Genomic DNA, 25,478 nt, shown 5'->3' on the forward strand with positions numbered 1-25,478 from the left:
TGCAAGCGATGATGTCAGTTTTGTGACATCTCGCACGCAGCTTTGGGAAAAGGCTTACAAAACAGGATTTTGTATGCCTGCGGGCGGCAATTTGCGCCGTCTCGTCATTTCCTTATAAGATCGCGCCTTCCCCTGTTTCGTCGCACCCTGCGGCCTCCTGCCGCAAGCTCTGCTGTTTTTGTCGGTTTTATCCCCGACTGCGGGCTTGCGAACTGTAGTGATAAAGGTAGTTAACGATGAGCGTCAGACACTTTCTCTCGATGATGGATTACACACCGGACGAACTGGTGGGACTGATCCGCCGAGGCATCGAGCTGAAGAATCTGCGCAACCGTGGCGTACTTTTCGAGCCGCTGAAGAATCGCGTGCTGGGCATGATCTTCGAGAAGGCCTCGACTCGCACCCGCCTGTCCTTCGAAGCAGGCATGATCCAGCTCGGTGGCCAGGCCATCTTCCTCTCGCCGCGCGACACCCAACTGGGCCGTGGCGAGCCGATCGGCGATGCTGCCATCGTCATGTCGAGCATGCTCGACGCGGTGATGATCCGCACCTTCGCCCACAGCAACCTCACCGAGTTCGCCGCCAAGTCCAAGGTACCGGTGATCAATGGCCTGTCCGACGACCTGCACCCCTGCCAGTTGCTGGCCGACATGCAGACCTTCCTCGAACACCGCGGCAGCATCGCCGGCAAGACGGTGGCCTGGATCGGCGACGGCAATAACATGTGCAACTCCTATATCGAAGCGGCAATGCAGTTCGATTTCCAGCTGAGGGTCGCCTGCCCTGCTGGCTACGAGCCAGACGCACGCTTTCTGGCCCAGGCCGGCGAGCGCGTGCAGGTCATTCGTGACCCGCGCGAGGCAGTGGCCGGCGCCCATCTGGTCAGCACCGACGTGTGGGCCTCCATGGGCCAGGAAGACGAAGCCGAGCAGCGCATGGCGTTGTTCCGCCCCTACCAGGTCACCCGCGAGCTGCTCGACGCCGCCGCCGAAGACGTGCTGTTCATGCACTGCCTGCCGGCGCACCGTGGCGAAGAAATCAGCTTCGACCTGCTCGACGACCCGCGCTCGGTTGCCTGGGATCAGGCCGAGAACCGCCTGCACGCCCAGAAGGCGCTGCTGGAGATGCTGGTCGAACCGGCGTACCACCACGCATGAGCCAGCCCCTGCTGCAGCTACGCGGGCTGAACTGCGGCTACCACGCCCACAAGGTGGTGCAGGATCTCGACCTGCACCTCAACCCTGGCGACATCGGCTGCCTGCTCGGCCCATCAGGCTGCGGCAAGACCACCACATTGCGCGCCATCGCCGGTTTCGAGCCGGTCCTGGAAGGCGAGATCGAACTGGCAGGTGAAGTAATTTCCCGCGCCGGTTTTACCCTGGCGCCGGAGAAACGCCATATCGGCATGGTGTTCCAGGACTACGCCCTGTTCCCCCACCTGAGCGTGGCCGAGAACGTTGCCTTCGGTATCCGCAAGCAGCCCAACGCCGAGCGCGCCACTCAAGAGCTGCTGGAGCTGGTCAAGCTCGGCAACCTGGCCAAACGTTACCCGCACGAGCTGTCCGGTGGTCAGCAGCAACGGATCGCCCTGGCGCGCGCTCTGGCGCCGGAACCGAAATTGCTGCTACTCGACGAACCCTTCTCCAACCTCGATGGCGAACTGCGCAGGCGCCTGAGCCATGAGGTTCGGGAAATTCTCAAGGCACGTGGTACCAGCGCCATTCTGGTCACTCACGATCAGGAAGAAGCCTTCGCCGTCAGCGATCACGTCGGCGTGTTCAAGGATGGTCGCCTGGAGCAGTGGGACACACCGTTCAACCTCTATCACGAGCCGCTGACGCCTTTCGTCGCCAGCTTCATCGGTCAGGGTTACTTCATTCGCGGCCAACTGCTCGGCCCGGAAACGGTGCAGACCGAGCTCGGCATGATCCGCGGCAACCGTGCCTATACCTGGGCTCAGGGCAGCGCGGTGGACGTCTTGCTGCGCCCGGACGACATCGTCCCGGATGAAAGCAGCGAACTGAAGGCGCGCATCGTCGGCAAGACCTTCCTCGGCGCTGCGACGCTCTACCGCCTGCAACTGCCGACCGGCAGTCAGTTGGAATCGATCTTCCCCAGCCATGCCGATCACCAGCCAGGCGACGAGGTGGGCATCCGCGTCGCCGCCGATCACCTGGTGGCCTTCCCGGCTCTCGGCAGCGTCGCCGCGCAATTACAACTCAGCGACTCCGGTGGCGTGCGCCGGGTCAGCAGCAACTGATCAGAGCATCAGCTGGCCACTGGCGATATGCCGCGCGTGGCCGGCAATCTTGACCCGCTCGCCCTCCAGACGACAGAACAGCTCACCACCGCGCGCCGAACACTGGAAAGCGCTTAGCTCGCTGCGCTCCAGGCGTTCAGCCCAGTAGGGCACCAGCATGCAGTGCGTCGAGCCGGTCACCGGGTCTTCATCGATACCAATGCTCGGCGCGAAGTAGCGCGAGACGAAGTCGTGCCGCTCGCCTGTGCCGGTGATCAGCACACCCAGGCCCGGCAGTGCGGCCAGCGCCGGCAAATCGGCGGTGAAGCTGCGCACCTGCGCCTCGGACGCCAGCACCACCATCAGTTCCTGCACGCTGCCATCGACATTCAGCAGAGCCAGAACCTGCTGCGCGGGCTGCCCCAGCGCGCGCTCGACGTCGGCCTGTAGCGACGCCGCCACCGGCAATACCGGGCGCACCGGGAAATCCAGCTGCAGACGCTCACCCTGGCGGGTGACCTGCAGCGCTCCGGACAAGCAGGTGAAATCCAGTACCTCGGCCGGTTCCTGGTAGATGTCGAACAACACCTTGGCTGCAGCCAGGGTGGCATGCCCGCACAGCGGCACTTCGCTGACCGGGGTGAACCAGCGGATATGCCAGGCACTGCCCTCCTTCACCACGAATGCCGTCTCCGCCAGGTTGTGCTCGGCGGCGATGCGCTGCATCAACGTATCGTCGAGCCAGGCATCCAGGCGATAGACCATGGCGGGATTGCCCGCGAACGGCTGGTCGGTAAAGGCGTCAACTTGATGGAATTCGAGAGGCATGCTGCATTCCTGGCCAGATGAGAGCCGCCAGCATGCCTGCGCAGGGTAAGCCGCAACAGATACAGTTCCTGTTTTCCAGATGCTCTGAGAGCATCGCGGCTAAAGCCGCTCCTACGATCCAGGGGTGCTTCAGGGCTCGCTGCGCACGCGTTTCACCGCATCCAGCCAACCGGCGTAGAGGCGCTCACGGTGCGCCTCGTTCATCCGCGGCTCGAAGCGCTGCTGACGATGCCAGTGGCTGGCGATGGCATTCAGGTCCTGGTACAGGCCTAGCTTCAGGCCCGCCAGGTAGGCGACACCAAGTGCGGTAGTTTCGGTGACCTCCGGGCGCTCGACGCTGACCCCAAGAATGTCGGCAAGAAACTGCATGACCCAGTTGTTCTCCACCATGCCACCGTCGACACGCAGCGCACTGGGTGCCGCGGCACCGTCCTGGCGCATGGCCTCGAGCAAGTCGCGGGTCTGGTAGCACACCGACTGCAGGCCGGCGGTGACGATCTCCTTGATCCCGGTGTCGCGGGTCAGGCCGAAGATGGCGCCACGCGCCTTGGGGTCCCAATACGGCGCGCCCAGGCCGGTGAATGCCGGCACCAGATAGACGCCGCAGGCCTCACCGGTGGCCTCGGCCAGCGCCTCACTGTCGCGCGCGTGGCTGATCAGTTTGATGCCGTCACGCAACCACTGCACCGCCGCACCGGCCACGAAGATGCTGCCCTCGACCGCATAGGTCACCTTGCCATCGAGGCGATAGCCGACCGTGGTGAGTAGACGATTCTTCGAGCTCACCGGCTGCTCGCCAGTGTTCTGGATCATGAAGCATCCAGTGCCGTAAGTGCTCTTGACCATGCCCGGTTCGAAGCAGGCCTGGCCGATCAGCGCCGCCTGCTGGTCACCGGCCATGCCCAGCACCGGGATGCTGGCGCCGAGCAGCTCGCTGTCGGTGTGACCGAACTCGGCGGCGCAATCGAGCACCTCGGGCAACAGGCTGGCGGGGATCTCGAACAGCTTGAGCAGCTCTTCATCCCACTGCTGGGTATGGATATTGAACATCAGTGTGCGCGAGGCATTACTGGCATCGGTGCGATGCACTTTGCCATCGGTCAGACGCCACAGCAGGAAGCTGTCCACGGTGCCAAAACGAAGTTCGCCGCGTTCGGCTCGCTCACGGGCACCGGGTACGTTCTCCAGGATCCAGCGCAGCTTGGTGGCCGAGAAATACGGGTCGATCAGCAGGCCGGTCTTGGCCGAGACCATCGCCTCATGGCCTTGATCCTTGAGCCCGCCGCAATAATCAGCGGTACGACGATCCTGCCAGACGATGGCCGGATGGATAGGCGTGCCACTGACGGCATCCCACACCAGGGTGGTTTCGCGCTGGTTGGTGATGCCGATGGCGGCGATCGCTTCCGGCTGCAGTCCACTGCTGGCAATCGCATCGCGGCAGACCTTGAGCGTGGACAGCCAGATTTCCTGGCCGTCGTGCTCGACCCAGCCATCCTGCGGGAAGTACTGCTTGAACTCCTGCTGGGCACGTGCAACCGGCAAGCCCTGGGCACTGAAGATGATGGCGCGGGAGCTGGTGGTGCCCTGGTCGATGGCTAGCAGGTATTGGGTCATGCAAGATTCCTTGTTGTTATCGGTAGCAGGCTGTTGAAAAACTACCTGCGTTGCCATTGCTGCGTCAAAAACAGGCTCGTGCGCGAGTCCGATCAAAATGCTCATTTACAACGCGTAACTCCGCTTTTTCGCCTATTTTTTCCTTGCGCTGGCTGCCTCGCCTACGTTTTTCAATGATCTGCTAGCGTTCACTGCAGTTGACTGCAGACTGGCTTATTTTGCTGGCAGCATACTGCTCGGTTCAGGCTTTGCCGATAGCGGCGAACTGCCCCTGGGTATGTTGCGCCAGGGTCTCGGCCGAGAGTTCCAGTTCCAGCCCGCGCCGGCCGCCACTGACGTGAATGGTGGGATGCTGGCGTGCGGTCTCGTCGATAAAGGTGCGCAAGCGTTTCTTCTGCCCCAGCGGGCTGATGCCACCGACCAGATAACCAGTGGCGCGCTGCGCGGCAGTCGGGTCGGCCATGTCGGCCTTCTTCACGCCGGCCGCTGCGGCCAGCGCCTTGAGATCGAGACTGCCGACGACCGGCACCACCGCCACCAGAAGCTCGCCTTTCTCGGTCGCCGCGAGCAGAGTCTTGAATACGCATTCGGGCGCCAGGCCGAGCTTTTCCGCCGCTTCCAGCCCATAGGACGGCGCCTTGGGGTCATGCTGGTAGCTATGCACACGGTGTTCGGCCTTGGCCTTTTTCAACAGATCGATGGCTGGGGTCATGTTCGAATGTGAAAACGCTGTGAAAGATGCCCTACATTAACAGGCCGAAATCCTCCGCATCTACAGCCTATAATGGGTGACCATCACAGGAAGCGCTCATGAATCTCGCTCCCCGCCAGCACGACATCCTCAACCTCGCCCGCGACCGTGGCTACGTCAGCATCGATGAACTGGCTCAAGCCTTCGCCGTCACCCCACAGACCATTCGCCGCGACATCAACCAATTGGCCGAGCACGGTCTGTTGCGTCGTACCCATGGCGGCGCGGCGTGCGAATCATCAAGCATTCAGAACACCGCCTATGGCATGCGCGCCGGGCAGATGCGCGAAGAAAAACAGCGTATCGCCGAAGCCGTGGCGGCGCAGATACCTGATCACGCCTCACTGTTCATCAATATCGGCACCACCACCGAGGCCATCGCCCGTGAGCTGCAGAATCACAAGGGTCTGAAAATCATCACCAACAACCTGCACGTCGCTGCGCAACTCAGCGCCAAGGCCGACTTCGAGGTACTGGTGGCCGGCGGTACGGTGCGCAGCGACGGCGGTATCGTCGGCCAGGCGGCGGTGGATTTCATCCAGCAGTTCAAGGTCGACTACGCCATCGTCGGCATCAGCGGTATCGACGACGACGGCAGTCTGCTCGACTTCGACTATCAGGAAGTACGCGTTTCCCAGGCCATCATCGACAACGCGCGTCAGGTTTTCCTCGCCGCCGACTCCAGCAAGTTCGGCCGCAACGCCGTGGTGCGCCTGGGCTCAATCGCCCTGGTCGACCGCGTCTTTACCGATAGCGCGCCTTCAGCCGCCATCACCCGCCTGCTGCACAGCCACAAGGTCCAGCTCGACTTGGTCTGAGTGCGCACTTTCTCGTAGGGCGGGTGTAACCCGCCAAAGCACCCATCACGGTTTACCCCTGCTCCCATCCGTTCAATACCGCTCGGCGCGCAATCGCGCGCTGGGGTAGCGAAGCTGCGCATCTTCGTCTAGCATATTTTCGAAAGTGAACATAACCACATTCGAATCCAATAGCCGAGCGTGCCACATGCCCCACGACCAGTTCGCCAGCCCCGTTGCGGAAGTCTATGACCTCGCCGTCGTTGGCGGCGGTATCAATGGTGTGGGCATCGCAGCCGATGCAGCTGGTCGTGGCTTGTCCGTGTTCCTTTGCGAAAAGGACGACTTGGCCAGCCATACTTCCTCGGCCAGCAGCAAGCTGATCCATGGCGGCTTGCGCTACCTGGAGCACCACGAGTTCCGCCTGGTGCGTGAGGCCCTGGCCGAGCGCGAAGTGTTGCTGGCCAAGGCGCCGCATATCGTCAAACCGATGCGCTTCGTTCTGCCGCACCGCCCCCACTTGCGCCCGGCCTGGATGATCCGCGCCGGCCTGTTCCTCTACGACCACCTGGGCAAGCGCGAGCGCCTGCCGGCTTCGCGCGGTGTGCGCTTCGGCGCCGGTAGCCCGTTGAAAGCGGAGATCAGCCGCGGTTTCGAATATTCCGACTGCTGGGTGGACGATGCTCGCCTGGTGGTGCTCAACGCCATGGCCGCGCGGGAAAAAGGCGCGCACATCCACCCGCGCACTCGCTGCGTCAGTGCACGGCGCAGCAAGGGTCTGTGGCATATCCACCTAGAGCGCAGCGACGGCAGCCTGCTGTCCATTCGCGCCCGCGCTCTGGTCAACGCCGCCGGCCCCTGGGTTGCGCGCTTCATCCGTGAAGACCTCAAGCAGCAATCGCCCTACGGCATCCGCCTGATCCAGGGCAGCCACATAGTCGTGCCACGCCTGTATGACGGTGAGCAGGCCTACATCCTGCAGAACGAGGATCGTCGCATCGTCTTCGCCATCCCCTATCTGGAGCGCTTCACCCTGATCGGCACCACTGACCGCGAATATCAGGGCGACCCCGCCCAGGTGACGATCACTGCCGAGGAAACCGACTATCTGCTCAAGGTGGTCAATGATCACTTCAAGCAACAGCTCAGCCGCGACGATGTGCTGCACAGCTTCGCGGGCGTACGCCCACTGTGCGATGACGAATCCGATGAGCCGTCGGCCATTACCCGCGACTACACCCTGTCGCTCTCCGGCGCGCCGGGCGAGGCACCACTGCTTTCGGTCTTCGGCGGCAAGCTGACCACCTATCGCAAGCTGGCCGAATCCGCCATGCATGAACTGGCCGCGCATTTCACCAATCTGGGGCCGAGCTGGACAGCCACCGCCCCGCTCCCCGGTGGTGAGGATCTGCAAGGCCAGAGCGCCCTGGTCGAAGCGCTCTGCGAACGCTATGGCTGGCTACCCACCAGCCTGGCCAGACGCTGGGCTACCAGCTATGGCAGCCGTACCTGGCGCCTGCTCGATGGCGTACACAACCTTACCGATCTCGGCGAACATCTCGGTGCCGGGCTTTACACCCGCGAAGTGGAATACCTACGCCGTGAAGAATGGGCGCGCAGCAGTGCCGACATTCTCTGGCGGCGCAGCAAACTGGGCCTGTTCATGACCCCGGTGCAGCAGGCCCGCCTGCAGGACTACCTGAACAGCCGCGACCCGCATTCGGCTTACGCTGCCTGAATTCTGCGTGCCCCATGCCCCGCTCTGCGGGGCTTTTTTATGGGCACGGAAAAATAAAATATCGGGGTTACTTCCCCGTTTCAGTCAGCGTAGAACTTTCAGCAACTTTTTTATTGCGTTGATTCAATAACTTGGCGTCATGATGCGGAATAAAAACATTCTTATTCAGTTTTATTTTTACTTATGTTTCAAACACTTAAGTTTGACATAAGGGAAAACCAGGCCGAAAATTCGAGATCATCACGGTCATTGAAGCAGCAGGAGCGGTCATGAAAGGCGACAAGAAGGTCATTCAACATCTGAACAAGATTCTTGGTAACGAACTGGTCGCCATCAACCAGTATTTCCTGCATGCGCGCATGTACGAAGATTGGGGCCTGAAGAAACTCGGCGAGCACGAGTACCACGAGTCCATCGACGAGATGAAGCATGCCGACAAGCTGATCAAGCGCATTCTCTTCCTCGAAGGCATTCCCAACCTGCAGGACCTGGGCAAGATCCTGATCGGTGAAAACACCAAGGAAATGCTCGAGTGCGACCTGAAGATCGAACACAAGGCCCACGGTGACCTGAAGGCCGCCATAGCCTACTGCGAGAGCATCGGTGACTATGCCAGCCGCGAACTGCTCGAAGAAATCCTCTGCTCCGAGGAAGATCATATCGACTGGCTGGAAACCCAGCTCAGCCTGATCGAAGCCGTCGGCCTGCAGAACTACCTGCAATCGCAGATGGACGAATAAGTCCGATCCGCTCGACGAAAAACGGGAGCCACTGGCTCCCGTTTTTTTATTGCTATCAGTAACTTTGCGGGGAAGAGCCTGAAAGCCGCGACAGCATTAAAAGCTCGCCGCTGAAGCGCCTCCCACGACTCAACGCGCCTCGCTCTCCTTGACCCGGAACCACGCCGCATACAGCGCCGGCAGGAACAACAGGGTCAGCGCCGTGGCCACCACCAGCCCGCCCATGATCGCTACCGCCATCGGCCCGAAGAACACGCTGCGCGACAGCGGAATCATCGCCAACACCGCCGCCAGTGCAGTGAGCACGATGGGACGGAAGCGGCGCACCGTGGCCTCGATAACGGCGTGCCAACGGTCCAGACCGTGGCTGATGTCCTGCTCGATCTGATCGACCAGAATCACCGAGTTACGCATGATCATCCCGGCCAGGGCGATGGTGCCGAGCATGGCAACGAAGCCGAACGGCTGGCGGAAGATCAACAGGAACAGGGTGACGCCAATCAGGCCCAGCGGTGCAGTGAGAAACACCATCGCCGAGCGCGAGAAGCTTTTCAGCTGCAGCATCAGCAGCGTCAGCACCACCACGATGAACAGCGGGATACCGGCGTTCACCGATTTCTGTCCGCGTTGCGAGTCCTCCACCGTGCCGCCGACCTCCAGCAGATAACCCGCAGGCAGTTCCGCGCGGATCGGGTCCAGCGTCGGCAGGATCTGCTGGGTCAGACTGGCCGGCTGCTGCTTGCCATAGACGTCGGCACGCACGGTGACGTTGGGCAGGCGATTGCGGTGCCAGATGATGCCTTCCTCGAAGCCGTATTCCAGGGTTGCCACCTGCGACAGCGCCACGCTGCGACCGCTGTCGGTCGGCACCGCCAGGCTCGGCAGCAGGCTCAGTGCCTTGCGTTCCTGCGGCGTGCCGCGCTGAAGAATCTCGATCAGCTCATTGCCCTCACGGTACTGGCTGACGCTGGTGCCGGACAACGAGCCTTGCAGGAAGCGCGACAACTCGGCGGTGTTGACCCCCAGGGCACGGGCACGATCCTGATCGATATTGAGGATCACCACCTTGCTCGGCTCCTCCCAGTCCAGGTGCACGTTCACCACATGCGGGTTCTCACGCACCTTGTCCGCCACCTGACGGGCCAGGGCACGCACCTCGTCGATATGCTCGCCGCTGACGCGGAACTGGATCGGGTAGCCCACGGGAGGCCCGTTCTCCAGGCGGCTGACGCGGCTACGCAGGGTCGGGAACTCGTCGTTCATCACCTTGATCAGCCAACCACGCAGGCGCTCGCGCTCTTCGATGCTTTTGGCCAGTACCACGAACTGGGCAAAGCTTGCCGCCGGCAATTGTTGATCCAGTGGCAGATAGAAACGCGGTGAGCCGGTACCAACATAGGCCACGTAGTTGTCGATGCCAGACTGCTCCTTGAGCAGCTTCTCCAGGCGATGCACTTCGGCCTCGGTGGCGCTCAGCGAGGCGCCCTCCTCCAGCTTGATGTCGACCATCAGCTCCAGGCGCCCGGAGGCTGGGAAGAACTGTTGCGGCACGAAGCGAAACAGCAGCACAGAGGCGACGAACAACGCAATGGTCAGCAGGATCACGATGCCGCGACGACGCACGCACCATTCAACCGTGGCGCGAACACGGCGGTAGAACGGTGTCGAATAAGGGTCATGCCCGCCTGCGCTGCCACCGTGTTTCGCCGCGTGCAGTTTGGCCAGATCGGGCAGCAGCTTGTCGCCCAGATAGGGCACGAACATCACCGCCGCGATCCATGAGGCGATCAGCGAAATGGCCACCACCTGGAAGATCGACCGTGTGTACTCACCCGTACCGGACTGCGCGGTGGCGATGGGCAGGAACCCGGCCGCGGTGATCAGCGTGCCGGTGAGCATCGGAAAGGCCGTGCTGGTCCAGGCGAAGCTGGCCGCCTTGAAGCGGTCGTAGCCCTGCTCCATCTTGATCGCCATCATCTCCACCGCGATGATCGCGTCGTCCACCAGCAGACCGAGGCCGAGCACCAGTGCGCCGAGAGAAATCTTGTGCAGGCCTATCCCCAAGTAGTACATGGCAGCAAACGTCATCGCCAGCACCAGCGGAATCACCAGCGCTACCACCAGGCCGGTGCGCACCCCCAGGGAGAAGAAGCTGACCGCGAGCACGATCACCAGCGCCTCCACCAGCACCTTGACGAACTCGCCCACGCCGGTTTTCACCGCCGCCGGCTGATCCGACACCTTGCGCAGCTCCATGCCCAACGGCAGCGTCTGTTGCAGGCGGGCGAACTCACCTTCCAACGCCTTGCCCAGCACCAGAATGTCGCCGCCGTCCTTCATCGCCACGGCGATGCCGATGGCATCCTCGCCCATGAAGCGCATGCGCGGCGCGGGTGGATCATTGAAACCGCGCTTGACCTCGGCCACGTCGGCTATGCGGAAGGTACGATCGGCGACGCGAATGGGAAAATCGCGAATTTCCTCCACCGATTCGAAGCGCCCGGTCACACGCAGTTGAATACGCTCGCTGGCGGTTTCGAAGAAACCGGCAGCCGCCACCGCATTCTGCGCCTCCAGCGCCTGCTGCACGGCAGACAGTGGCAGACCTAGGGTCGCCAGCTTGGTATTGGACAGTTCGATCCAGATTTTCTCGTCCTGCAGCCCCACCAGCTCAACCTTGCCCACATCCTTGACCCGCTGCAGCTGCAGCTGCAGGCGGTCGGCGTAGTCCTTGAGCACCGCGTAGTCGAAACCGTTGCCAGTCAGCGCATAGATATTGCCGAAGGTGGTGCCGAACTCGTCGTTGAAGAACGGCCCCTGGATGCCGGGCGGCAGCGTGTGGCGAATGTCGCTGATCTTCTTGCGCACCTGATACCACAGCTCGGGAATCTCCGAGCTGCGCATGGAGTCGCGCGCCATGAAGGTGACCTGCGACTCGCCCGGACGGGAGAAGCTGGTGATGCGATCGTACTCACCGGTCTCCATCAGCTTCTTCTCGATGCGCTCGGTGACCTGGCGCGATACCTCTTCGGCGCTGGCGCCCGGCCAGTTGGTGCGAATCACCATGGCCTTGAAGGTGAACGGCGGGTCTTCACTCTGCCCCAGCTTGGTATAGGAAAGCGCGCCGACCACAGCGAACAGCAGCATGATGTAGAGGACGATCTGGCGATGGCGCAGCGCCCAGGCAGACAGGTTGAAGCTCATGCGGGCTTACTCCTTGACGGCCAGTTCGACGTTGCGGTTGTCCCGATCGACCGGGCGTACCTGCTGGCCTTCGCGAAGAATCTGCACCCCGGCTGCGACTACCCAATCGGAAGCGACGAGCCCCTCCAGCACCGGCACCCGGTCATCACCATAGGCACCGACACGCACCGGGCGGCGCTGCACGATGTGCTCCTTGGGGTCCACGACCCAGACGAACGCCTGGTCCTGCTCGGCGCTGAGTGCCGACAGCGGCACCGCAAGCGGTACCTCGCCATTGCTGGCAATGAATACCCGCGCGCTCTGCCCCAACTCAGCCGGCACCTTGCCTTCGGTGAAAGCGACACGGGCGGCGAAAGTGCGCGACTGGGGATCGGCCGCCGGCGCCATCTCGCGGATGCGTCCGGGGAAACGCTGATCGGGCTGCGACCAGAGTTCCACCTCGACCACCTGACCAATCTCGAAACGACCAAAGCTCTGCTCCGGCAGGCTGATCGACACCTCACGCTCACCATCGGCAGCCAGAGTGAACACCGTCTGACCGGCCGCCACCACCTGCCCCACTTCGACCGCACGACGGGCGATCACGCCGTCCTGCGAGGCCCGCAGCACGGCATAGTCGGTCTGATTGCGGGCCACGTCGTACTCGGCCTTGACCTGTTTCAGACGCGCTTCGCCAGCACGGTACTGGTTCTCGACGTTGTCGAACTGCGAGCGGCTGACCAGATTGCGCCCAAGCAGCGCCTTGTAGCGCTCACGCTCGGCGCGCACGGTCTGCAGGTTGGCCTCGGCTGCCGCCATCTGCGCGCGGATGGCTTCCAGCTGCAGGCGCACGTCCTGTGGGTCCAGTTCGGCCAGTGGCTGATCCTTCTTCACCCGGTCGCCGACATCCACCATGCGCTTGCTCACCTTGCCGGCGATACGGAAGGCCAGCTCCGGCTCGTAACGTGCACGCACCTCGCCCGGATAGCTGTCGACCAGCGCAGTAGCCGGCTGCGGCTGCACCACCATGGCAGGACGGATCGGTTGCTCCGCCTGTTCACCGTTACCGCAGGCAGACAGCAGGAAGACGAGACCCAGAGAAGCAACGAGCGGGAGAACATGGCGAGACATGTGTAAGACCTTTCAGAGAAGGTTTGGAATATTTGTACTGGCGGGTATAGTAAAAATAGCAAACTCGCCAGTCCAGTATTAAAATCCGCCAATGCCTGACAAGTTGTTACAACCTTCCGGCCCCGGCCGTCCGAAGGATCCCGCCAAACGTCGTGCCATCCTCGAGGCAGCCAAGAGTCTGTTCCTGCGCAACGGTTACGACGGCAGCAGCATGGACGCCATCGCCGCCGAGGCTGGGGTTTCCAAGCTCACGGTGTACAGCCACTTCACCGACAAGGAGACCCTGTTCTCTGCGGCGATCAAGGCCAAGTGCGAGGAGCAGCTTCCCGAACTGCTGTTCGAACTGCCGGATAACGTGCCGCTGGAAAGCCAGCTCCTGGAAATCGCGCGTGGCTTCCTGGCGCTGGTCAACAGTCGCGAATCGGTAGAAATGCACCGGATGATGGTGAACCTGGCCAGCCAGGGCTCGAAGCTGTCGCAGCTGTTCTACGAAGCCGGTCCGAAGCGGGTACAGGAAGAGATGGAAGTGCTACTGCACAAGGCCGCCAAGCGCGGTCTACTGAGCCTGGATAATCCGCATCTGGCCGCCGATCACTTCTTCAGCCTGCTCAAGGGCGGCGCGCACTTTCGCCTGCTGATCGGTTGTGGCGAACCGCTGAAAGGTGAAGACGCCGAGCATCATGTGCAGGATGCAGTGCAATTGTTTCTGCGCGCCTACAGACCCTGACTGGTTACACCTGAGCGCCGGCTTCCAGCTTCTTCTTCGGGTAGATGTCGTAGCGGCTGGATTTACCCTCCAGCACATAGCCCGGCTTGCCACCTTCGATTGCCGGGGCCTTGCGCGGGCGCTTGACCACCACGCGATGGGTGGCCAGCGCCAGCGCCGCTTCGAGCAACGCAGGCGCATCCAGGTCATCGCCGACAAACGGGCGGAACAGGCGCATTTCCTTCTTCACCAGCGCACTCTTGTCGCGATGCGGGAACATCGGATCGAGATAGATCACCTGTGGCGCCTCCCCTTGCCAGCTGCGCATCAGCTCGATGGCGTTACCGGTAAGCAGGCGCATGCGCGCCACGATGGGTGCCACGTCGAGGTTCAGTGCCGCACGCTGCAGGCCGTCCTCCAGCAACGCCGCCACCAGCGGCTGGCGCTCGATCAGGGTCATCTCGCAGCCCAGGCTGGCCAGCACGAACGAGTCACGCCCCAGCCCCGCGGTCGCATCGAGAATCCGTGGTCGAATGCCCGACTGCACCCCCACCGCCTTGGCGATCATCTGCCCACTGCCGCCGCCGAACTGGCGGCGATGCGCCGCCGCCCCCTCGACGAAATCCACCCGTACCGGGCCAGGCGCCTTGTCGCCCAGCTCGACCAGTTGCAGCCCGTCGTCGCCCAGTTGCAGGGCGAACTCGGTCTCGCCGTCTTGCCTCAAGTCCAGGCGCGATGCCCATTGAGCAGCCGCTGCGGCGTACTGAGGATGCAAGGCTTGGATACGGATGCTGGCGTTGTGCCGCTCGTCGGTCATTGGCTCGTTCTGCTCAAAAATCACTCAAAGCACCGGCCACACGGCCGATATCGAAGAAGCGGCATTCTGCCAGACCCGGCCGCCGACAGCCGCATCGAGAGTGAACATGTTCGACGCCCTCTCCGCCCCACGTCCTAGTAGCAGCCCTGCCAACGCTCGTCCTCTCGATGACGAACTCGACCGCGCGACGCACGAATCCATCAACTATCAGATTCTGCGCCGCACTTTGGGTATCGAAGACGAGCAGAAACCCGGTGAGATCGCTCGTGAGCTGCGGGAAACCGCCGAGCCACCTGCCGTGTCCAGCAGCGCCGCCGTGGTCAGCCAGGCGGTAATCGATCAACGCGGCCTGGAACTGAATGTCAGCCTGGGCCAGGCGCCCCAGCAGGTCGATCCGCTGGTACTGGATATGGCTGACAACGGCTTCTCCACCAGCGGTCTTGGCCGCCCCGTGCGCTTCGATCTGGATGCCGACGGAAGCATGGACTCGATCAGCGTACCCACCGGTGACGACGCGCTACTGGCGCTGGATCGTAACGGCAACGGGCGTATCGACGATGGTCGCGAGCTGTTCGGCGATCAGCATGGCGCCGCCAATGGCTTCGCCGAACTGGCGCGCTTCGACGACAACGGCGACGGCCGTATCGATGCGGCCGATGCGGTATTCGACCAGCTGCGCCTGCTGCGTTTCGATGCCCAGGGCCGCCAGCAGTTGCAGACACTCGGCGAAGCTGGCGTCAGCGCCATCGACCTGCGCGCCCGCGACGTCAGCATCGCCCTGGGCGCTTATGACCAGATCGCCCAGTTGGGCCGATTCGAATTCGCCGATGGGCGCAGCGGGCAGGCGGCCGATCTGCTGTTGGCCAAGCGCTAGGGATGGCGAAGCTTTTTCGTTGCCGTAGGGCGGATGCAAACCGCCATTGGCGCTATGGCGGGTTGCACCCGCCCTACGGATCGTAAGCGCCTCAGCGGCACATCCGCCACATGCCCATATCCACGTGAAAGTGGTCGCGGTGTGCAGTGTTGTATTCCGGGCCCAGGGTGACGTTGAAGCTGTCACAGGCCGCTTCCTGCACCAGACGCAGAAAGCGCGCCTTGTCGCCCTGCGCCGGCCAGTCGCGCAGCACGCTAATGTGCTGGCCGTCGCGCAGACGGAAGCCGACCATATCCAGCGCGTTGGCATAGGAATGCTGGCTGGGCCGCTGGCTGCCGGCAATGCTGCGACAGGCGAAGCTGCCGACATGCTCGACGCGGGTCACCGGCTGGCCGAATACCGCCTGCGCAGCGGGCTGCAAGCCATGTCGCTCGAACAGGGCGAAACTCACCGCCAGCGGGCAGGTGGCCATGAAGCTGCTGCTCAGGCCAACGTTGGCGCCCTGGATGCGCACGGCGTTTTCCACCGGGCAACCGGGGTGCGGCGTGCTGTCGGCCAGATGGGTAAAACGCAGCCCGGACGTCGCCAAGGCCAGGTCGCACAACTCGCGATCGTCACCCAGACGCCAGAGCTTGAAGGGGGTCAGCAGGTTCGGCGTCTCTCGCACATCCAGCGGCGCCCAGGGGTTGAAACGCGGCGCCACCTCCAACCAGCCACGCCACAGCGCCATCAGCAGCGCTGCGCCCAGCAGCAAGGAGAGAAACAGCAAACGGCCGATTATCCGTATCAGCATATCCATGCTCCATCAGAGTAAGCCAAGCTGCTCCAGTTCCGGTTCAATCTGCAACACAGGCAGTTCGGGCAAGCCAGGCAGGCGCTGCATCAGCTGCTCATGAAAACGCCGCGCCAGCTCCGGTGCCAGGCGGTTATCCGAGGTATGAGCGAATACGTAGGGAGACAGTCCCTGCTCGATCCAGCCGGCGACCTTGTCCAGCCAGGGCAGCATGAAGGGGTCGTTAGCCAGCAACTCGGGGTGGCCGATGAAGCGCAACTGCGGGCCCTGACTGAACGCGGTAGGCCGAGTCGGCAGACGCGGCTTCTTGGCTTGCGCATGCAGCACGGCGGGCTCCTGCGAGTCGCAGCTGAACAGCGCGCGCGAATCCAGGCAGATGCGCTCGATACCACGCTCGTGCAGCAGGCGATTGAGCATACGCTCGGCATCGCCCTTGGCGAAGAATTCCGGGTGGCGCACCTCTATCGCCAGCGGCCAGTCACCCCATTGCTCGATGAACGCCGCCAGCTCCGCCAACCGCGATGGTCCGAAGCTGGCCGGCAGTTGCAGCCAGTAAGGCGCTACCCGTTCGCCGAGCGGCGCCAGCAACTGGCGAAACTGCGTGACCTCATCCAGTTGCTGGCAAAGATCCTCGCTATGGCTGATGTCTCGCGGCAACTTGGCGCAGAAACGAAAGTGCGCCGGCATGACCTGCGCCCAGCGCGCCACCGTTTGCTCGCTGGGCCTGGCATAGAACGTGGTGTTGCCTTCCACCGCGTTGAATACCTCGGTGTAGCGGCTGAGAAACTCGGTTGGCCGGGTATCCTGCGGATACAGCGTGGCGCGCCAGGCCGCTTCGCTCCAGGATGGACAACCGAGGTAATAGGGAAGCGCAGCGCTCATCGATCGGTTTAGCGGGCCTGGCTGAGAGGGTGTGAAACGGGGTTACGCGTAGAGATCGAGCCCGAGGACTTCCTGCGCATCGTACTCGCTGGCGTAAGCGGCGGTGGTGCTGTAGCTGGCCAACGCCTGTGCAGCACGGTTGCTCAGCGCAGGCTGTTGATAACCGAGATCCTGCGAACGGGTCGGCAGGCTGTCGGTGTTACTGCTGCTGGCCTGTACGCGGCGAATCTGCGGCGCCTGCTCCAGCCCCTGGCTGCTGGCTGGGGCAGCCGGTTGTTCACGCTGGGCCTCGACCTCCCGCTGCGCCTCGCGATAGGGCGTGACCGCAGTCCCCGAACGAGGGCCACGATCTGGCGAGTAGGAAGGTAGGTAACCGTCGATCCGCATCTAGGGCTGCTCGGTGGGCTCGGCTGAACAAGGGACAGTGCTGGCAATGTAGCGGCGGGCTGCGTCCTTGGCAAATGCCGAAGAGTTCTTGGCGCCAAGCATCCGACCAGTTGTCATGCCGGCGGTGCTTTCGGCGTGGCGACCTGGTCACGCAGGTACACCGGCTGCGCCTGATCGGCCGGCAACGCCTCGCCACGCGCCCAGGCAAAACGGGCCAGAGTCAGCAGGTCTTCGGCGTGCGGCAGCATGCTGCCATCCATGCTCACCGGTGTGAGGGCGATACGCGCGGCGAAGGTGCCCCAACCGGTGCCGGCGCCGAACCACTCACCATCGCTGCCACGCGGCGCCTCGGCTTGCTCCGGCGGCAACACCGCCTCCTGACCGAGCAGACGCATCTCGCCGGCTTCGGCGCGGTAGCAACCCCAATAGACTTCGTCCATGCGCGCGTCGATGGCGGCTGCGACCTGGGTCGCACCCTGCTCACGCAGCGCACGCTGGGCCAACACGGCCAGATTGGATACCGGCAGCACCGGCCGATCCAGGGCAAAGGCCAGGCCCTGCACCACGCCGATGGCGATGCGCACACCGGTGAAAGCACCCGGGCCACGGCCGAAAGCAATGGCATCCAGCGCCGAAGCGGCGATACCTGCCTCAGCCAACAGTTGCTGAATCATCGGCAACAGGCGCTGCGCGTGCATACGCGGGGCGACTTCGTAGTGGCTGAGCACGCGACCGTCATGCAGCAGCGCGACGGAGCAGGCTTCGGTGGCGGTATCGAGGGCCAGGAGAGTGGTCATTGCATTCGGACAGCTGAAGAAAAAAGAGCCGGCATTAGACCGGCTCGACAACATTTTTTCCAGCGCCATGACGGCGCCTGGCTTGCGCAGAGCGACCGACGGGCGCCCTTAGAGCCTGCTCAAAGTCTCGCGAGCTAGAGCAATGCAAGGCGCAACGACCAACGGGAGTAACAGCCGAAGGCTGGCCCGAAGGGTGAGCGCCAGCGAATCAAACAGGCGAGGAACGACCGGGGTCGCGTTCGACTGTACTTTTGTACATGAGCATTACTCGCTGCGCTCGCCCTGCGGGCCGTCCTGTGGACGTTCAGTGACAAGTCACGGTCCGAGCCTGTATTTAACGCGGCAGGTCCGACGCGCAGCAGACTTTGAACAGGCTCTTACCAGGGCTCGACCACCGTCTCGGCCTCCCAGCCTTTGAGCGGCGCCTTGGACCAGGTGCCGTAGCCAGCATTGGGGAACACGATCCACTCGACGCCCCACTTGTCCGACTCTTCGGCGACAGTCTTGCGCTGCGCGTCGAGCGGTGTCTTGCGAAAACGTGCGTCGAAATCATGCAGCGTGTCGCCCAGCAGCATGATGATCTGATGATCGGCGCTGACGATGGCGCGGCGCTCGACCTTGGGCGGCCCGAGCAGCAGAACGCTCTCCTCCGATACCTGCGGCAGGCCCAGCTTGCTCAGGGTGGCCAGGGTGTACTTCTTCTGCTCGTCGGCGCGGTCGGAGATGTAGCGAATGGTCACGCCGAGCTTGTCGGCATGCTCGAGGAATTTCTTCGCGCCGGGGATCAGCTCGGGAGTGCCGTCACGCTCCCAGGGCAGCCAGGTGTCCCAGGCGTCGTACTGGTGACAGTTGGCCAGATCGCGGGCCAGCAGCGCGCTGTTGTCGATCACGGTTTCATCGAGGTCGGTGACGATGGCCAGCTTCGATGGATCCTTCGCCGCCGCCACGGCCTTGTCGAGCTTTTCCGTGGCGATGTTGTAGGCCTGCAACTGCAGCGCCTGGATTTCCGCCGACTGCTGCTGAAAGCGCAGGCCCATGGTGAACTCGGCGACGGAACAATCCGTCGCGGTGTCGGCAAATGCCAGCGGAGTAGCCAGCAGCGATACCGCAAGGCCCAGCCAGATGCGTTTCTCGGTCATTGAATGCCCTCTTCCTTATAGGTTATCGACACGCCCCGGCGCAGACCGGAGGCTGCATCGTCGATACTAGCCGGCACGCATTGCACGGCCATGCTTGAGAGCGACCTGAACGTATCAGGTTCCATAAACGAACAAGGCCCCTTGCGGGGCCTTGCTGCGATGACAACGGGCGATCTGGACTCAGTCCAGAGCCGCCAGGGTCTTTGCGGTGATCTCTTCGACGCTGCCGACACCCGGAATATGGCTGTATTTCGGGGTACCGGATGCAGCGGAGAGCTTCTGATAGAAGTCCACCAGCGGCTTGGTCTGCGAGTGGTAGACGGACAGGCGATGACGCACGGTTTCTTCCTTGTCGTCTTCGCGCTGAACCAGCTCTTCACCGCTGATGTCGTCCTTGCCGGCAACCTTCGGCGGGTTGTACTCGGTGTGGTAGACGCGGCCGGAAGCCGGGTGAACACGGCGGCCGGACAGACGCTTGACGATCTCCTCGTCCTCAACGGCGATTTCAACCACGTGATCCAGCGCTACGCCGGCATCGCGCAGCGCTTCGGCTTGCGGAATGGTGCGCGGGAAACCGTCGAACAAAAAGCCATTGGCGCAATCGGCCTGAGCGATGCGCTCCTTGACCAGATTGATGATCAGGTCGTCGGAGACCAGGCCACCGGCATCCATAACGCTCTTGGCCTTCAGGCCGAGCTCGGTGCCAGCCTTGACCGCAGCACGCAGCATGTCGCCAGTGGAGATTTGCGGAATGCCGAATTTCTCGGTGATGTAGCGAGCCTGGGTACCTTTGCCGGCACCGGGCGCCCCCAGCAGAATCACGCGCATCGATGTGCTCCTCAAGAGTTATGTAGTAATCGGTCGGACTCGCCTCGTGGGGCCAATCTCTTGAATGTAGTGCGGCAGCCGTAGCGGCCAAAAGGCTGCTCAAGATACACAGCGCACCCCAGGCGCACAAGCCGCCAAAAGTCGGATAAAAACCCTCCTCGCGACGGCCTGGACCTGCTTCGCGGCGCAGCTCAGGCAGCTGTCTGCCAGCGCACTGCCGCCCTCAGCCGGTGTTGCGCAAGCCCGCTGCAATACCCGCCACGCTGACCAGCAGCGCCTGCTCCAAAGGGCTCTCCGGCGCCTGTTCACGTTGCCGGCAGCGCGCCAGCAGCTCGGCCTGCAACAGATGCAGCGGGTCGAGGTAGGTGTTGCGCACGCTGATCGATTCCAGGGTTTCCTGATTATGTGCGAGCAGGCGCGACTGGCCAGTCAATTCCAGCACGGCAGCGCACGCCTGCGACAATAGGTCGCGTAACTGCGCACCCAGTGGCTGCAGCGACGGTTCGACCAGGCGCTCGTCATATAGGGCGGCGATATTGGCGTCCGCTTTGGTCAGGACCATTTCCAGCATGTCGATGCGGGTGCGAAAGAACGGCCATTGCTCGCGCATGCTTTTCAGCAGCTCAGCATCACCGCCTTGCAGGGCTTGTCCCAGGGCCTGCTCCCAGCCGAGCCAGGCCGGCAGCATCAGTCGCGTCTGGGTCCAGGCGAAGATCCACGGGATCGCCCGCAGGCTCTCCACACCGCCTTCGCGCCGCTTGGCCGGGCGACTGCCCAGCGGCAAGCGGCCGAGCTCCTGCTCCGGCGTGGCCTGGCGGAAATACTCGACGAACTGTGGATGCTCGCGCACCACGCCGCGATAGGCCTTCACGCCGACATCGGCAAGGCGGTCCATCATCGCCCGCCAGCTCGGCTCCGGCGCGGGTGGCGGCAGCAGCGTGGCTTCCAGCACCGCGGCCAGATAGAGGTTGAGATTCTGTTCGGCGATATCCGGCAGGCCGAACTTGAAGCGGATCATTTCCCCCTGCTCGGTGGTGCGGAAACGCCCCGCCACCGATCCCGGGGGTTGCGACAGAATGGCCGCGTGAGCAGGGCCACCGCCACGGCCAACGGTGCCACCGCGACCATGGAACAGCAGCAGTTCGACCTGATGCTCGCGACACAGACGCACCAGTTCCTCCTGGGCGCGGTACTGCGCCCAGGCTGCGGCGGTTGTACCGGCGTCCTTGGCCGAATCGGAATAACCGATCATCACTTCCTGCGGGCCATGCAGGCGCGCGCGATAGCCGGGCAACCCCAGCAGCCGGTCGATAACCGGCCCGGCGTGGTCCAGATCGGCCAGGGTTTCAAAAAGTGGCACCACCCGCATCGGCCGGCGCAACCCGGCCTCTTTCAGCAGCAGTTGCACGGCCAGCACGTCGGAGGCAGCACCGGCCATGGAGATCACGTAGGAGCCCAGCGATGCGGCGGGAGCGGCAGCCACCTCACGACAGGTGGCGAGCACCTCGGCAGTATCGGCCGAGGGACGATAGTCGTTCGGCAGCAGTGGCCGGCGGTTATCCAGCTCGCGCTGGAGAAAACTGAGGCGCGCCTCCTCATCCCATTCGGCGTAGCGACCGAGGCCGAGATAATCGGTGATTTCCGACATCGCCGCAGCGTGCCGGGAGGAATCCTGACGAACATCGAGGCGTACCAGAAACAGACCAAAGGTGGCTGCCCGGCGCAGGCAATCGAGCAACGGACCATCGGCAATCACACCCATGCCGCAGGCATGCAGCGACTGGTAGCAGAGCTGTAGCGGCGCCAGCAGATCATGGTTGTCGCGCAGCACTGCAGGGCCGGGCGTCACATCGGCAGTGAGGGCCTGCTGCGCCCAGCTGCGCGTTTCGCGCAGACGCTCGCGCAGCTGCTTGAGCAAGGCACGGTACGGTTCGGCACTGTCGCCCACCTGCGCGCGCAGTTCGTCACTGGCCTGCTGCATGGACAGTTCCGCTGCCAGATTATCGACGTCGCGCAGATAGAGATCGGCGGCCATCCAGCGCGCCAGCAGCAACACCTCACGGGTCACGCGCGCGGTGACATTGGGGTTGCCGTCACGGTCACCGCCCATCCACGAGGCGAAGCGAATCGGCGCAGCCTCCAGCGGCAGACGCAGACCGGTGGCGGCTTGCAGGCTCTGATCGGCACGGCGCAGGAACTGCGGCACGGCCTGCCATAGCGAATGTTCGATGACAGCGAAGCCCCATTTGGCTTCATCCACCGGGCTGGGCCGGCTGCGACGGATTTCCTCGGTGTGCCAGGCCTCGGCGATCAGCCGCTGCAGGCGCTGGGCGATGCGTTCACGCTCGGCTGGCAACAGATCGCTGTGATCCAGTGCCGTCAGCTGCGCGGCGATGGCATCGTATTTCTGGATCAGCGTACGCCGCGCCACTTCGGTGGGGTGCGCTGTCAGCACCAGTTCGATGTCCAGACGCCCCAGTTGCCGCGCCAGCTCATCGCTGCCCTGCCCGGCGGCGAGCAGGCGCTCAAGCAGCTCGTCGAGCACGCGTAACTCGAACGGCTCGGGCTCACCGGCACGGCGACGACGCACACGGTGCTGCTGCTCGGCGATGTTGGCCAGGTTGAGAAACTGATTGAAGGCCCGTGCCACCGGCAGCAGTTCGTCGTCACCCAGATCTCCCAGGGTGCTGGTCAACTGCTCGGCACCCGCGGCAGAGCCACGACGACCGGCCTTGGCCGACTTGCGTATGCGTTCGATCTTGTCGAGAAACTCGTCGCCCAACTGGGTGCTGATGGTATGCCCGAGCAGCTCGCCGAGCAGGTGCACCTCTTCACGCAGGCGCGCATCGATTTCCGCCATGTCGCACTCCTTCTCCTGTCCAGTGTCAACAGAGTGCCCAGCGCGCCAACTTCTTACAAGGGTGCGACGCGTACCCGGGCAGTCCTGCGTGCTGGGACTAGGCTTACTGATAGGCGTAGTGGATGCGCAAGCCGGCATCAGCCGCGCCACCCGTGAGGAGTAACGACATGAGAATTCGCGAACTGGCAAAACACTGGGAACAGAATGCCAAGGGGCACCTGACCCCGACCCGTTATCACATTCATCTGAATGTCGAGTCGGCCGCTCGCCTGGCGGCGCTCACCGAGATGTACCCCAAGCACCACAGCGAGGAACTGCTCGGCGAACTGATCGGCGCAGCGCTTGAGGAACTCGAAGCCAGCCTACCCTACGTGCGCGGCAGCAAGGTCGTGGCGCTGGACGAGCAAGGCGACCCGCTGTACGAGGACATAGGGCCCACACCGCGCTTTCTGGCGCTGTCGCGCAAATACCTGCGTGAACTGAGTGAACCGGGCAAAGAGACAAGCCATTGACGCCCTGAACAGCTCTTTGCGTTCGACATATTGTTCAATTCCAGGCGTTCAGGGAGAACGTAAGTCTCCTGATCGGCCCTTTTCGCACTGACACGGCGCCTCCCCCACCTTCGGCAACGCGCGGGCGCCAGGGCCTTCCCTCGCCCCATAGAAACCCACCAAAACCTTTATATAGAAGGGCCAAAAGAGCGTTTCCAACTGCATGGAAGGCCGTGCCGCGGCCTTGTCACAGGCAAATAGTTGACTGACCAGTCATCCAGAAAATCATAAGCACGCTGTGTTTTTTTCTGAACTATTCGAAAAACCTGTCGGTCCCAACTGCAGGCCATCGTGGCACGCCAATATCGCCAACCCCCTTGGTAGACGAGCTACACGATGGGCCAATTGCCACGGATATCGTCGTTCATAGGAGTGTTTCAAATGGAGTTAGCCGCCATGAAGACCCATACCGAGAAAGCCCCGCGCAGCCGCCTGCACGGGATCAAACTGGCTGCCCTGGCACTGGGTAGCAGCCTGGTGCTGGCTGGCTGTGCGGGTAACCCGCCCAGCGAGCAATACGCCGTGACGCAGTCTGCCGTGAACTCGGCGATCAGCGCCGGGGGTACCGAGTTTGCCGCCGTGGAAATGAAGTCCGCGCAGGACAAGCTAAAAGAGGCCGAGCTGGCCATGCACGAAAAAGAGTATGAGAAAGCCCGTCGCCTGGCTGAACAGGCCGAGTGGGATGCTCGACTCGCCGAGCGCAAGGCCCAGGCCGCCAAAGCCGAGCAGGCTTTGCAGGACGCCCGTCAGGGTGTTCAGGAACTGCGTGAGGAAGGCATGCGTAACGCTCAGTAAGCGGCATGCACCCCACCCATTCGCTGACAGATCAAAGGATGAACGCCATGCGTAAACACGTGATGATCCCCGCCCTTCTGGCTCTGAGCGTCGGCCTGGCCGCCTGCTCGCACCAGCCCAATGCCAACCTGGAGTCGGCGCGTAGCAACTTCTCCTCGCTGCAGAGCGATCCGCAGGCGAGCAAGGTTGCTGCGCTGGAAACCAAGGAAGCCCAGGAATGGCTGAACAAGGCCGACAAGGCCTACATGGAAAAGGAAGACGAGAAGAAGGTCGACCAACTGGCCTACCTGACCAACAAGCGCGTCGAGGTAGCCAAGCAGACCATCGTCCTGCGTAACGCCGAAGCCGAGCTGAAGAACTCCTCGGCGCAGCGCGCCCAGGCCCTGCTCGATGCTCGCGACGCGCAGATCCGCAAGTTGCAGGACAGCCTCAACGCCAAGCAGACCGAACGCGGCACCCTGGTGACCTTCGGTGACGTCCTGTTCGACTTCAACAAGGCCGAACTCAAGAGCAGCGCACTGCCCAACGTCACCCAGCTGGCACGTTTTCTCCAGGAAAACCCGGAGCGCCAGGTGATCGTCGAGGGTTATACCGACAGCGTCGGCTCGGCCAGCTACAACCAGGGCCTGTCCGAGCGTCGCGCCGAGTCCGTACGTCGCGCACTGATTCGCGCTGGCGTGGAGCCGACGCGCATCGTCGCCCAGGGTTATGGCAAGGAGTATCCGGTAGCGGACAACTCCAGTGACTCCGGTCGCGCGCAGAACCGTCGTGTGGAGGTGACCATCTCCAACGACAATCAGCCGGTCGCTCCGCGTTCGGCTACCGGAGCCTGACAGCCATGCCGGAATGAAGAAACCCGCCTGATGGCGGGTTTCTTTTTGGTACATCGCATTTTCGCGGGGAGGATACGCTTGACACCGAACTGGAAAGTTTGTGTGTTCTGCTGCGCTATTTATCTCCGGGCCAAGATCACTAGCGCGTCGATCTCTCGTCTTGGTTTCGCCCCTCACGGGCGAGTCACTTTC

General features: G+C 62.9%; 23 protein-coding genes. 10 read left to right on the forward strand and 13 right to left on the reverse strand.

The features are described 5' to 3' along the window. The first annotated feature begins 236 nt into the window (after positions 1–236). On the forward strand, positions 237–1,157 hold the full coding sequence (argF, locus tag BLT86_RS12285) for an ornithine carbamoyltransferase (protein WP_092377011.1): 921 nt from the start codon (positions 237–239) through the stop codon (positions 1,155–1,157). Then, a complete protein-coding gene (locus BLT86_RS12290; RefSeq protein WP_092377015.1) occupies positions 1,154–2,260 on the forward strand; it encodes an ABC transporter ATP-binding protein in 1,107 nt (368 codons plus the stop codon). The genes argF and BLT86_RS12290 overlap by 4 nt, the downstream gene beginning before the upstream one ends. Here BLT86_RS12290 and BLT86_RS12295 read toward each other — a convergent pair whose 3' ends face one another. From BLT86_RS12295 to ybaK, 3 genes are all read right to left on the reverse strand, one after another. Continuing rightward, positions 2,261–3,067 carry a PhzF family phenazine biosynthesis protein gene (locus BLT86_RS12295; RefSeq protein ID WP_092377018.1) on the reverse strand — a complete coding sequence of 269 codons (807 nt, stop codon included), beginning with the start codon at positions 3,065–3,067 and terminating at the stop codon, positions 2,261–2,263. Positions 3,068–3,196: 129 nt separating this feature from the next. Continuing rightward, positions 3,197–4,684: a glycerol kinase GlpK gene (glpK, locus tag BLT86_RS12300; protein ID WP_021490292.1), complete on the reverse strand. Its 1,488-nt coding sequence runs from the start codon at positions 4,682–4,684 to the stop codon at positions 3,197–3,199. A 241-nt stretch (positions 4,685–4,925) separates the two neighbouring features. Beyond that, entirely contained in the window at positions 4,926–5,396 is a 471-nt protein-coding gene (gene ybaK / locus BLT86_RS12305) for a Cys-tRNA(Pro) deacylase (RefSeq protein ID WP_055986871.1), read from the reverse strand. A 98-nt stretch (positions 5,397–5,494) separates the two neighbouring features. Between ybaK and BLT86_RS12310 the strand changes: the two genes are divergently transcribed. The 3 genes from BLT86_RS12310 to bfr all read left to right on the forward strand — a co-directional run bounded on the left by BLT86_RS12310 (position 5,495) and on the right by bfr (position 8,710). Beyond that, complete coding sequence (locus tag BLT86_RS12310; protein ID WP_021490293.1) at positions 5,495–6,253, forward strand: DeoR/GlpR family DNA-binding transcription regulator; 759 nt, start codon at positions 5,495–5,497, stop codon at positions 6,251–6,253. Positions 6,254–6,440: 187 nt separating this feature from the next. Further along, the gene (gene glpD / locus BLT86_RS12315) at positions 6,441–7,970 is read left to right on the forward strand and encodes a glycerol-3-phosphate dehydrogenase (RefSeq protein WP_055986872.1); all 1,530 of its coding nucleotides are present in this window, start codon (positions 6,441–6,443) and stop codon (positions 7,968–7,970) included. A 269-nt stretch (positions 7,971–8,239) separates the two neighbouring features. Continuing rightward, positions 8,240–8,710 (forward strand): bacterioferritin, encoded by a 471-nt coding sequence (bfr, locus tag BLT86_RS12320; protein ID WP_003462607.1) that lies wholly within the window; start codon positions 8,240–8,242, stop codon positions 8,708–8,710. Positions 8,711–8,839: 129 nt separating this feature from the next. Here the strand turns inward: bfr and BLT86_RS12325 are convergent, their stop codons facing one another. Continuing rightward, the gene (locus BLT86_RS12325; protein ID WP_092377021.1) at positions 8,840–11,914 is read right to left on the reverse strand and encodes an efflux RND transporter permease subunit; all 3,075 of its coding nucleotides are present in this window, start codon (positions 11,912–11,914) and stop codon (positions 8,840–8,842) included. A gap of 6 nt (positions 11,915–11,920) precedes the next feature. Then, positions 11,921–13,024 (reverse strand): efflux RND transporter periplasmic adaptor subunit, encoded by a 1,104-nt coding sequence (locus tag BLT86_RS12330; RefSeq protein WP_045734893.1) that lies wholly within the window; start codon positions 13,022–13,024, stop codon positions 11,921–11,923. A gap of 91 nt (positions 13,025–13,115) precedes the next feature. Here BLT86_RS12330 and BLT86_RS12335 point away from each other — a divergent pair, with 91 nt between their 5' ends. Beyond that, on the forward strand, positions 13,116–13,751 hold the full coding sequence (locus tag BLT86_RS12335; protein ID WP_092377023.1) for a TetR/AcrR family transcriptional regulator: 636 nt from the start codon (positions 13,116–13,118) through the stop codon (positions 13,749–13,751). Positions 13,752–13,755: 4 nt separating this feature from the next. On the opposite strand, the gene BLT86_RS12340 is transcribed toward BLT86_RS12335, so the two are convergent. Continuing rightward, entirely contained in the window at positions 13,756–14,547 is a 792-nt protein-coding gene (locus tag BLT86_RS12340; RefSeq protein WP_064495335.1) for a class I SAM-dependent methyltransferase, read from the reverse strand. A 106-nt stretch (positions 14,548–14,653) separates the two neighbouring features. On the opposite strand from BLT86_RS12340, the gene BLT86_RS12345 reads away from it, so the two are divergent. Further along, positions 14,654–15,421, forward strand: a complete 768-nt coding sequence (locus BLT86_RS12345; protein ID WP_231976595.1) for a hypothetical protein — start codon at positions 14,654–14,656, stop codon at positions 15,419–15,421. 91 nt (positions 15,422–15,512) lie between these two features. On the opposite strand, the gene BLT86_RS12350 is transcribed toward BLT86_RS12345, so the two are convergent. The 7 genes from BLT86_RS12350 to ppc all read right to left on the reverse strand — a co-directional run bounded on the left by BLT86_RS12350 (position 15,513) and on the right by ppc (position 23,107). Next, on the reverse strand, positions 15,513–16,214 hold the full coding sequence (locus tag BLT86_RS12350) for an extensin-like domain-containing protein (protein ID WP_092377029.1): 702 nt from the start codon (positions 16,212–16,214) through the stop codon (positions 15,513–15,515). A gap of 12 nt (positions 16,215–16,226) precedes the next feature. After that, positions 16,227–17,096 (reverse strand): DUF72 domain-containing protein, encoded by an 870-nt coding sequence (locus BLT86_RS12355; protein WP_092377031.1) that lies wholly within the window; start codon positions 17,094–17,096, stop codon positions 16,227–16,229. 42 nt (positions 17,097–17,138) lie between these two features. Next, entirely contained in the window at positions 17,139–17,483 is a 345-nt protein-coding gene (locus tag BLT86_RS12360) for a hypothetical protein (RefSeq protein WP_017675091.1), read from the reverse strand. A gap of 113 nt (positions 17,484–17,596) precedes the next feature. Beyond that, a complete protein-coding gene (tsaB, locus tag BLT86_RS12365) occupies positions 17,597–18,280 on the reverse strand; it encodes a tRNA (adenosine(37)-N6)-threonylcarbamoyltransferase complex dimerization subunit type 1 TsaB (protein ID WP_092377034.1) in 684 nt (227 codons plus the stop codon). 377 nt (positions 18,281–18,657) lie between these two features. Beyond that, a complete protein-coding gene (locus BLT86_RS12370) occupies positions 18,658–19,419 on the reverse strand; it encodes a 5'-nucleotidase, lipoprotein e(P4) family (protein ID WP_059391161.1) in 762 nt (253 codons plus the stop codon). 180 nt (positions 19,420–19,599) lie between these two features. Next, complete coding sequence (adk, locus tag BLT86_RS12375) at positions 19,600–20,247, reverse strand: adenylate kinase (RefSeq protein ID WP_017675094.1); 648 nt, start codon at positions 20,245–20,247, stop codon at positions 19,600–19,602. A 223-nt stretch (positions 20,248–20,470) separates the two neighbouring features. Further along, positions 20,471–23,107 carry a phosphoenolpyruvate carboxylase gene (ppc, locus tag BLT86_RS12380; protein ID WP_092377037.1) on the reverse strand — a complete coding sequence of 879 codons (2,637 nt, stop codon included), beginning with the start codon at positions 23,105–23,107 and terminating at the stop codon, positions 20,471–20,473. Positions 23,108–23,274: 167 nt separating this feature from the next. On the opposite strand from ppc, the gene BLT86_RS12385 reads away from it, so the two are divergent. The 3 genes from BLT86_RS12385 (at position 23,275) to BLT86_RS12395 (ending at position 25,286) form a co-directional block, all read left to right on the forward strand. Further along, on the forward strand, positions 23,275–23,619 hold the full coding sequence (locus BLT86_RS12385; RefSeq protein WP_017675096.1) for a hypothetical protein: 345 nt from the start codon (positions 23,275–23,277) through the stop codon (positions 23,617–23,619). 420 nt (positions 23,620–24,039) lie between these two features. Then, entirely contained in the window at positions 24,040–24,453 is a 414-nt protein-coding gene (locus BLT86_RS12390) for a DUF4398 domain-containing protein (RefSeq protein ID WP_031306771.1), read from the forward strand. 47 nt (positions 24,454–24,500) lie between these two features. Then, positions 24,501–25,286: an OmpA family protein gene (locus BLT86_RS12395; protein WP_017675098.1), complete on the forward strand. Its 786-nt coding sequence runs from the start codon at positions 24,501–24,503 to the stop codon at positions 25,284–25,286. The last annotated feature ends 192 nt before the right edge of the window (positions 25,287–25,478 follow it).

The sequence above is a fragment of the Pseudomonas sihuiensis genome (genome assembly GCF_900106015.1).
Taxonomy (GTDB): domain Bacteria; phylum Pseudomonadota; class Gammaproteobacteria; order Pseudomonadales; family Pseudomonadaceae; genus Aquipseudomonas; species Aquipseudomonas sihuiensis.

Excerpts from the sequence above, each read along its gene's own strand:
- BLT86_RS12370 (WP_059391161.1), bottom strand. The coding sequence starts at position 19,419 with ATGACCGAGAAACGCATCTGGCTGGGCCTTGCGGTATCGCTGCTGGCT.
- adk (WP_017675094.1), bottom strand. The coding sequence starts at position 20,247 with ATGCGCGTGATTCTGCTGGGGGCGCCCGGTGCCGGCAAAGGTACCCAG.
- BLT86_RS12390 (WP_031306771.1), top strand. The coding sequence starts at position 24,040 with ATGGAGTTAGCCGCCATGAAGACCCATACCGAGAAAGCCCCGCGCAGC.
- glpK (WP_021490292.1), bottom strand. The coding sequence starts at position 4,684 with ATGACCCAATACCTGCTAGCCATCGACCAGGGCACCACCAGCTCCCGC.
- bfr (WP_003462607.1), top strand. The coding sequence starts at position 8,240 with ATGAAAGGCGACAAGAAGGTCATTCAACATCTGAACAAGATTCTTGGT.
- BLT86_RS12345 (WP_231976595.1), top strand. The coding sequence starts at position 14,654 with ATGTTCGACGCCCTCTCCGCCCCACGTCCTAGTAGCAGCCCTGCCAAC.
- BLT86_RS12350 (WP_092377029.1), bottom strand. The coding sequence starts at position 16,214 with ATGCTGATACGGATAATCGGCCGTTTGCTGTTTCTCTCCTTGCTGCTG.
- BLT86_RS12355 (WP_092377031.1), bottom strand. The coding sequence starts at position 17,096 with ATGAGCGCTGCGCTTCCCTATTACCTCGGTTGTCCATCCTGGAGCGAA.
- tsaB (WP_092377034.1), bottom strand. The coding sequence starts at position 18,280 with ATGACCACTCTCCTGGCCCTCGATACCGCCACCGAAGCCTGCTCCGTC.
- ybaK (WP_055986871.1), bottom strand. The coding sequence starts at position 5,396 with ATGACCCCAGCCATCGATCTGTTGAAAAAGGCCAAGGCCGAACACCGT.
- BLT86_RS12395 (WP_017675098.1), top strand. The coding sequence starts at position 24,501 with ATGCGTAAACACGTGATGATCCCCGCCCTTCTGGCTCTGAGCGTCGGC.
- BLT86_RS12325 (WP_092377021.1), bottom strand. The coding sequence starts at position 11,914 with ATGAGCTTCAACCTGTCTGCCTGGGCGCTGCGCCATCGCCAGATCGTC.
- BLT86_RS12290 (WP_092377015.1), top strand. The coding sequence starts at position 1,154 with ATGAGCCAGCCCCTGCTGCAGCTACGCGGGCTGAACTGCGGCTACCAC.
- BLT86_RS12335 (WP_092377023.1), top strand. The coding sequence starts at position 13,116 with ATGCCTGACAAGTTGTTACAACCTTCCGGCCCCGGCCGTCCGAAGGAT.
- argF (WP_092377011.1), top strand. The coding sequence starts at position 237 with ATGAGCGTCAGACACTTTCTCTCGATGATGGATTACACACCGGACGAA.
- BLT86_RS12340 (WP_064495335.1), bottom strand. The coding sequence starts at position 14,547 with ATGACCGACGAGCGGCACAACGCCAGCATCCGTATCCAAGCCTTGCAT.
- glpD (WP_055986872.1), top strand. The coding sequence starts at position 6,441 with ATGCCCCACGACCAGTTCGCCAGCCCCGTTGCGGAAGTCTATGACCTC.
- BLT86_RS12385 (WP_017675096.1), top strand. The coding sequence starts at position 23,275 with ATGAGAATTCGCGAACTGGCAAAACACTGGGAACAGAATGCCAAGGGG.
- ppc (WP_092377037.1), bottom strand. The coding sequence starts at position 23,107 with ATGGCGGAAATCGATGCGCGCCTGCGTGAAGAGGTGCACCTGCTCGGC.
- BLT86_RS12295 (WP_092377018.1), bottom strand. The coding sequence starts at position 3,067 with ATGCCTCTCGAATTCCATCAAGTTGACGCCTTTACCGACCAGCCGTTC.
- BLT86_RS12310 (WP_021490293.1), top strand. The coding sequence starts at position 5,495 with ATGAATCTCGCTCCCCGCCAGCACGACATCCTCAACCTCGCCCGCGAC.
- BLT86_RS12360 (WP_017675091.1), bottom strand. The coding sequence starts at position 17,483 with ATGCGGATCGACGGTTACCTACCTTCCTACTCGCCAGATCGTGGCCCT.
- BLT86_RS12330 (WP_045734893.1), bottom strand. The coding sequence starts at position 13,024 with ATGTCTCGCCATGTTCTCCCGCTCGTTGCTTCTCTGGGTCTCGTCTTC.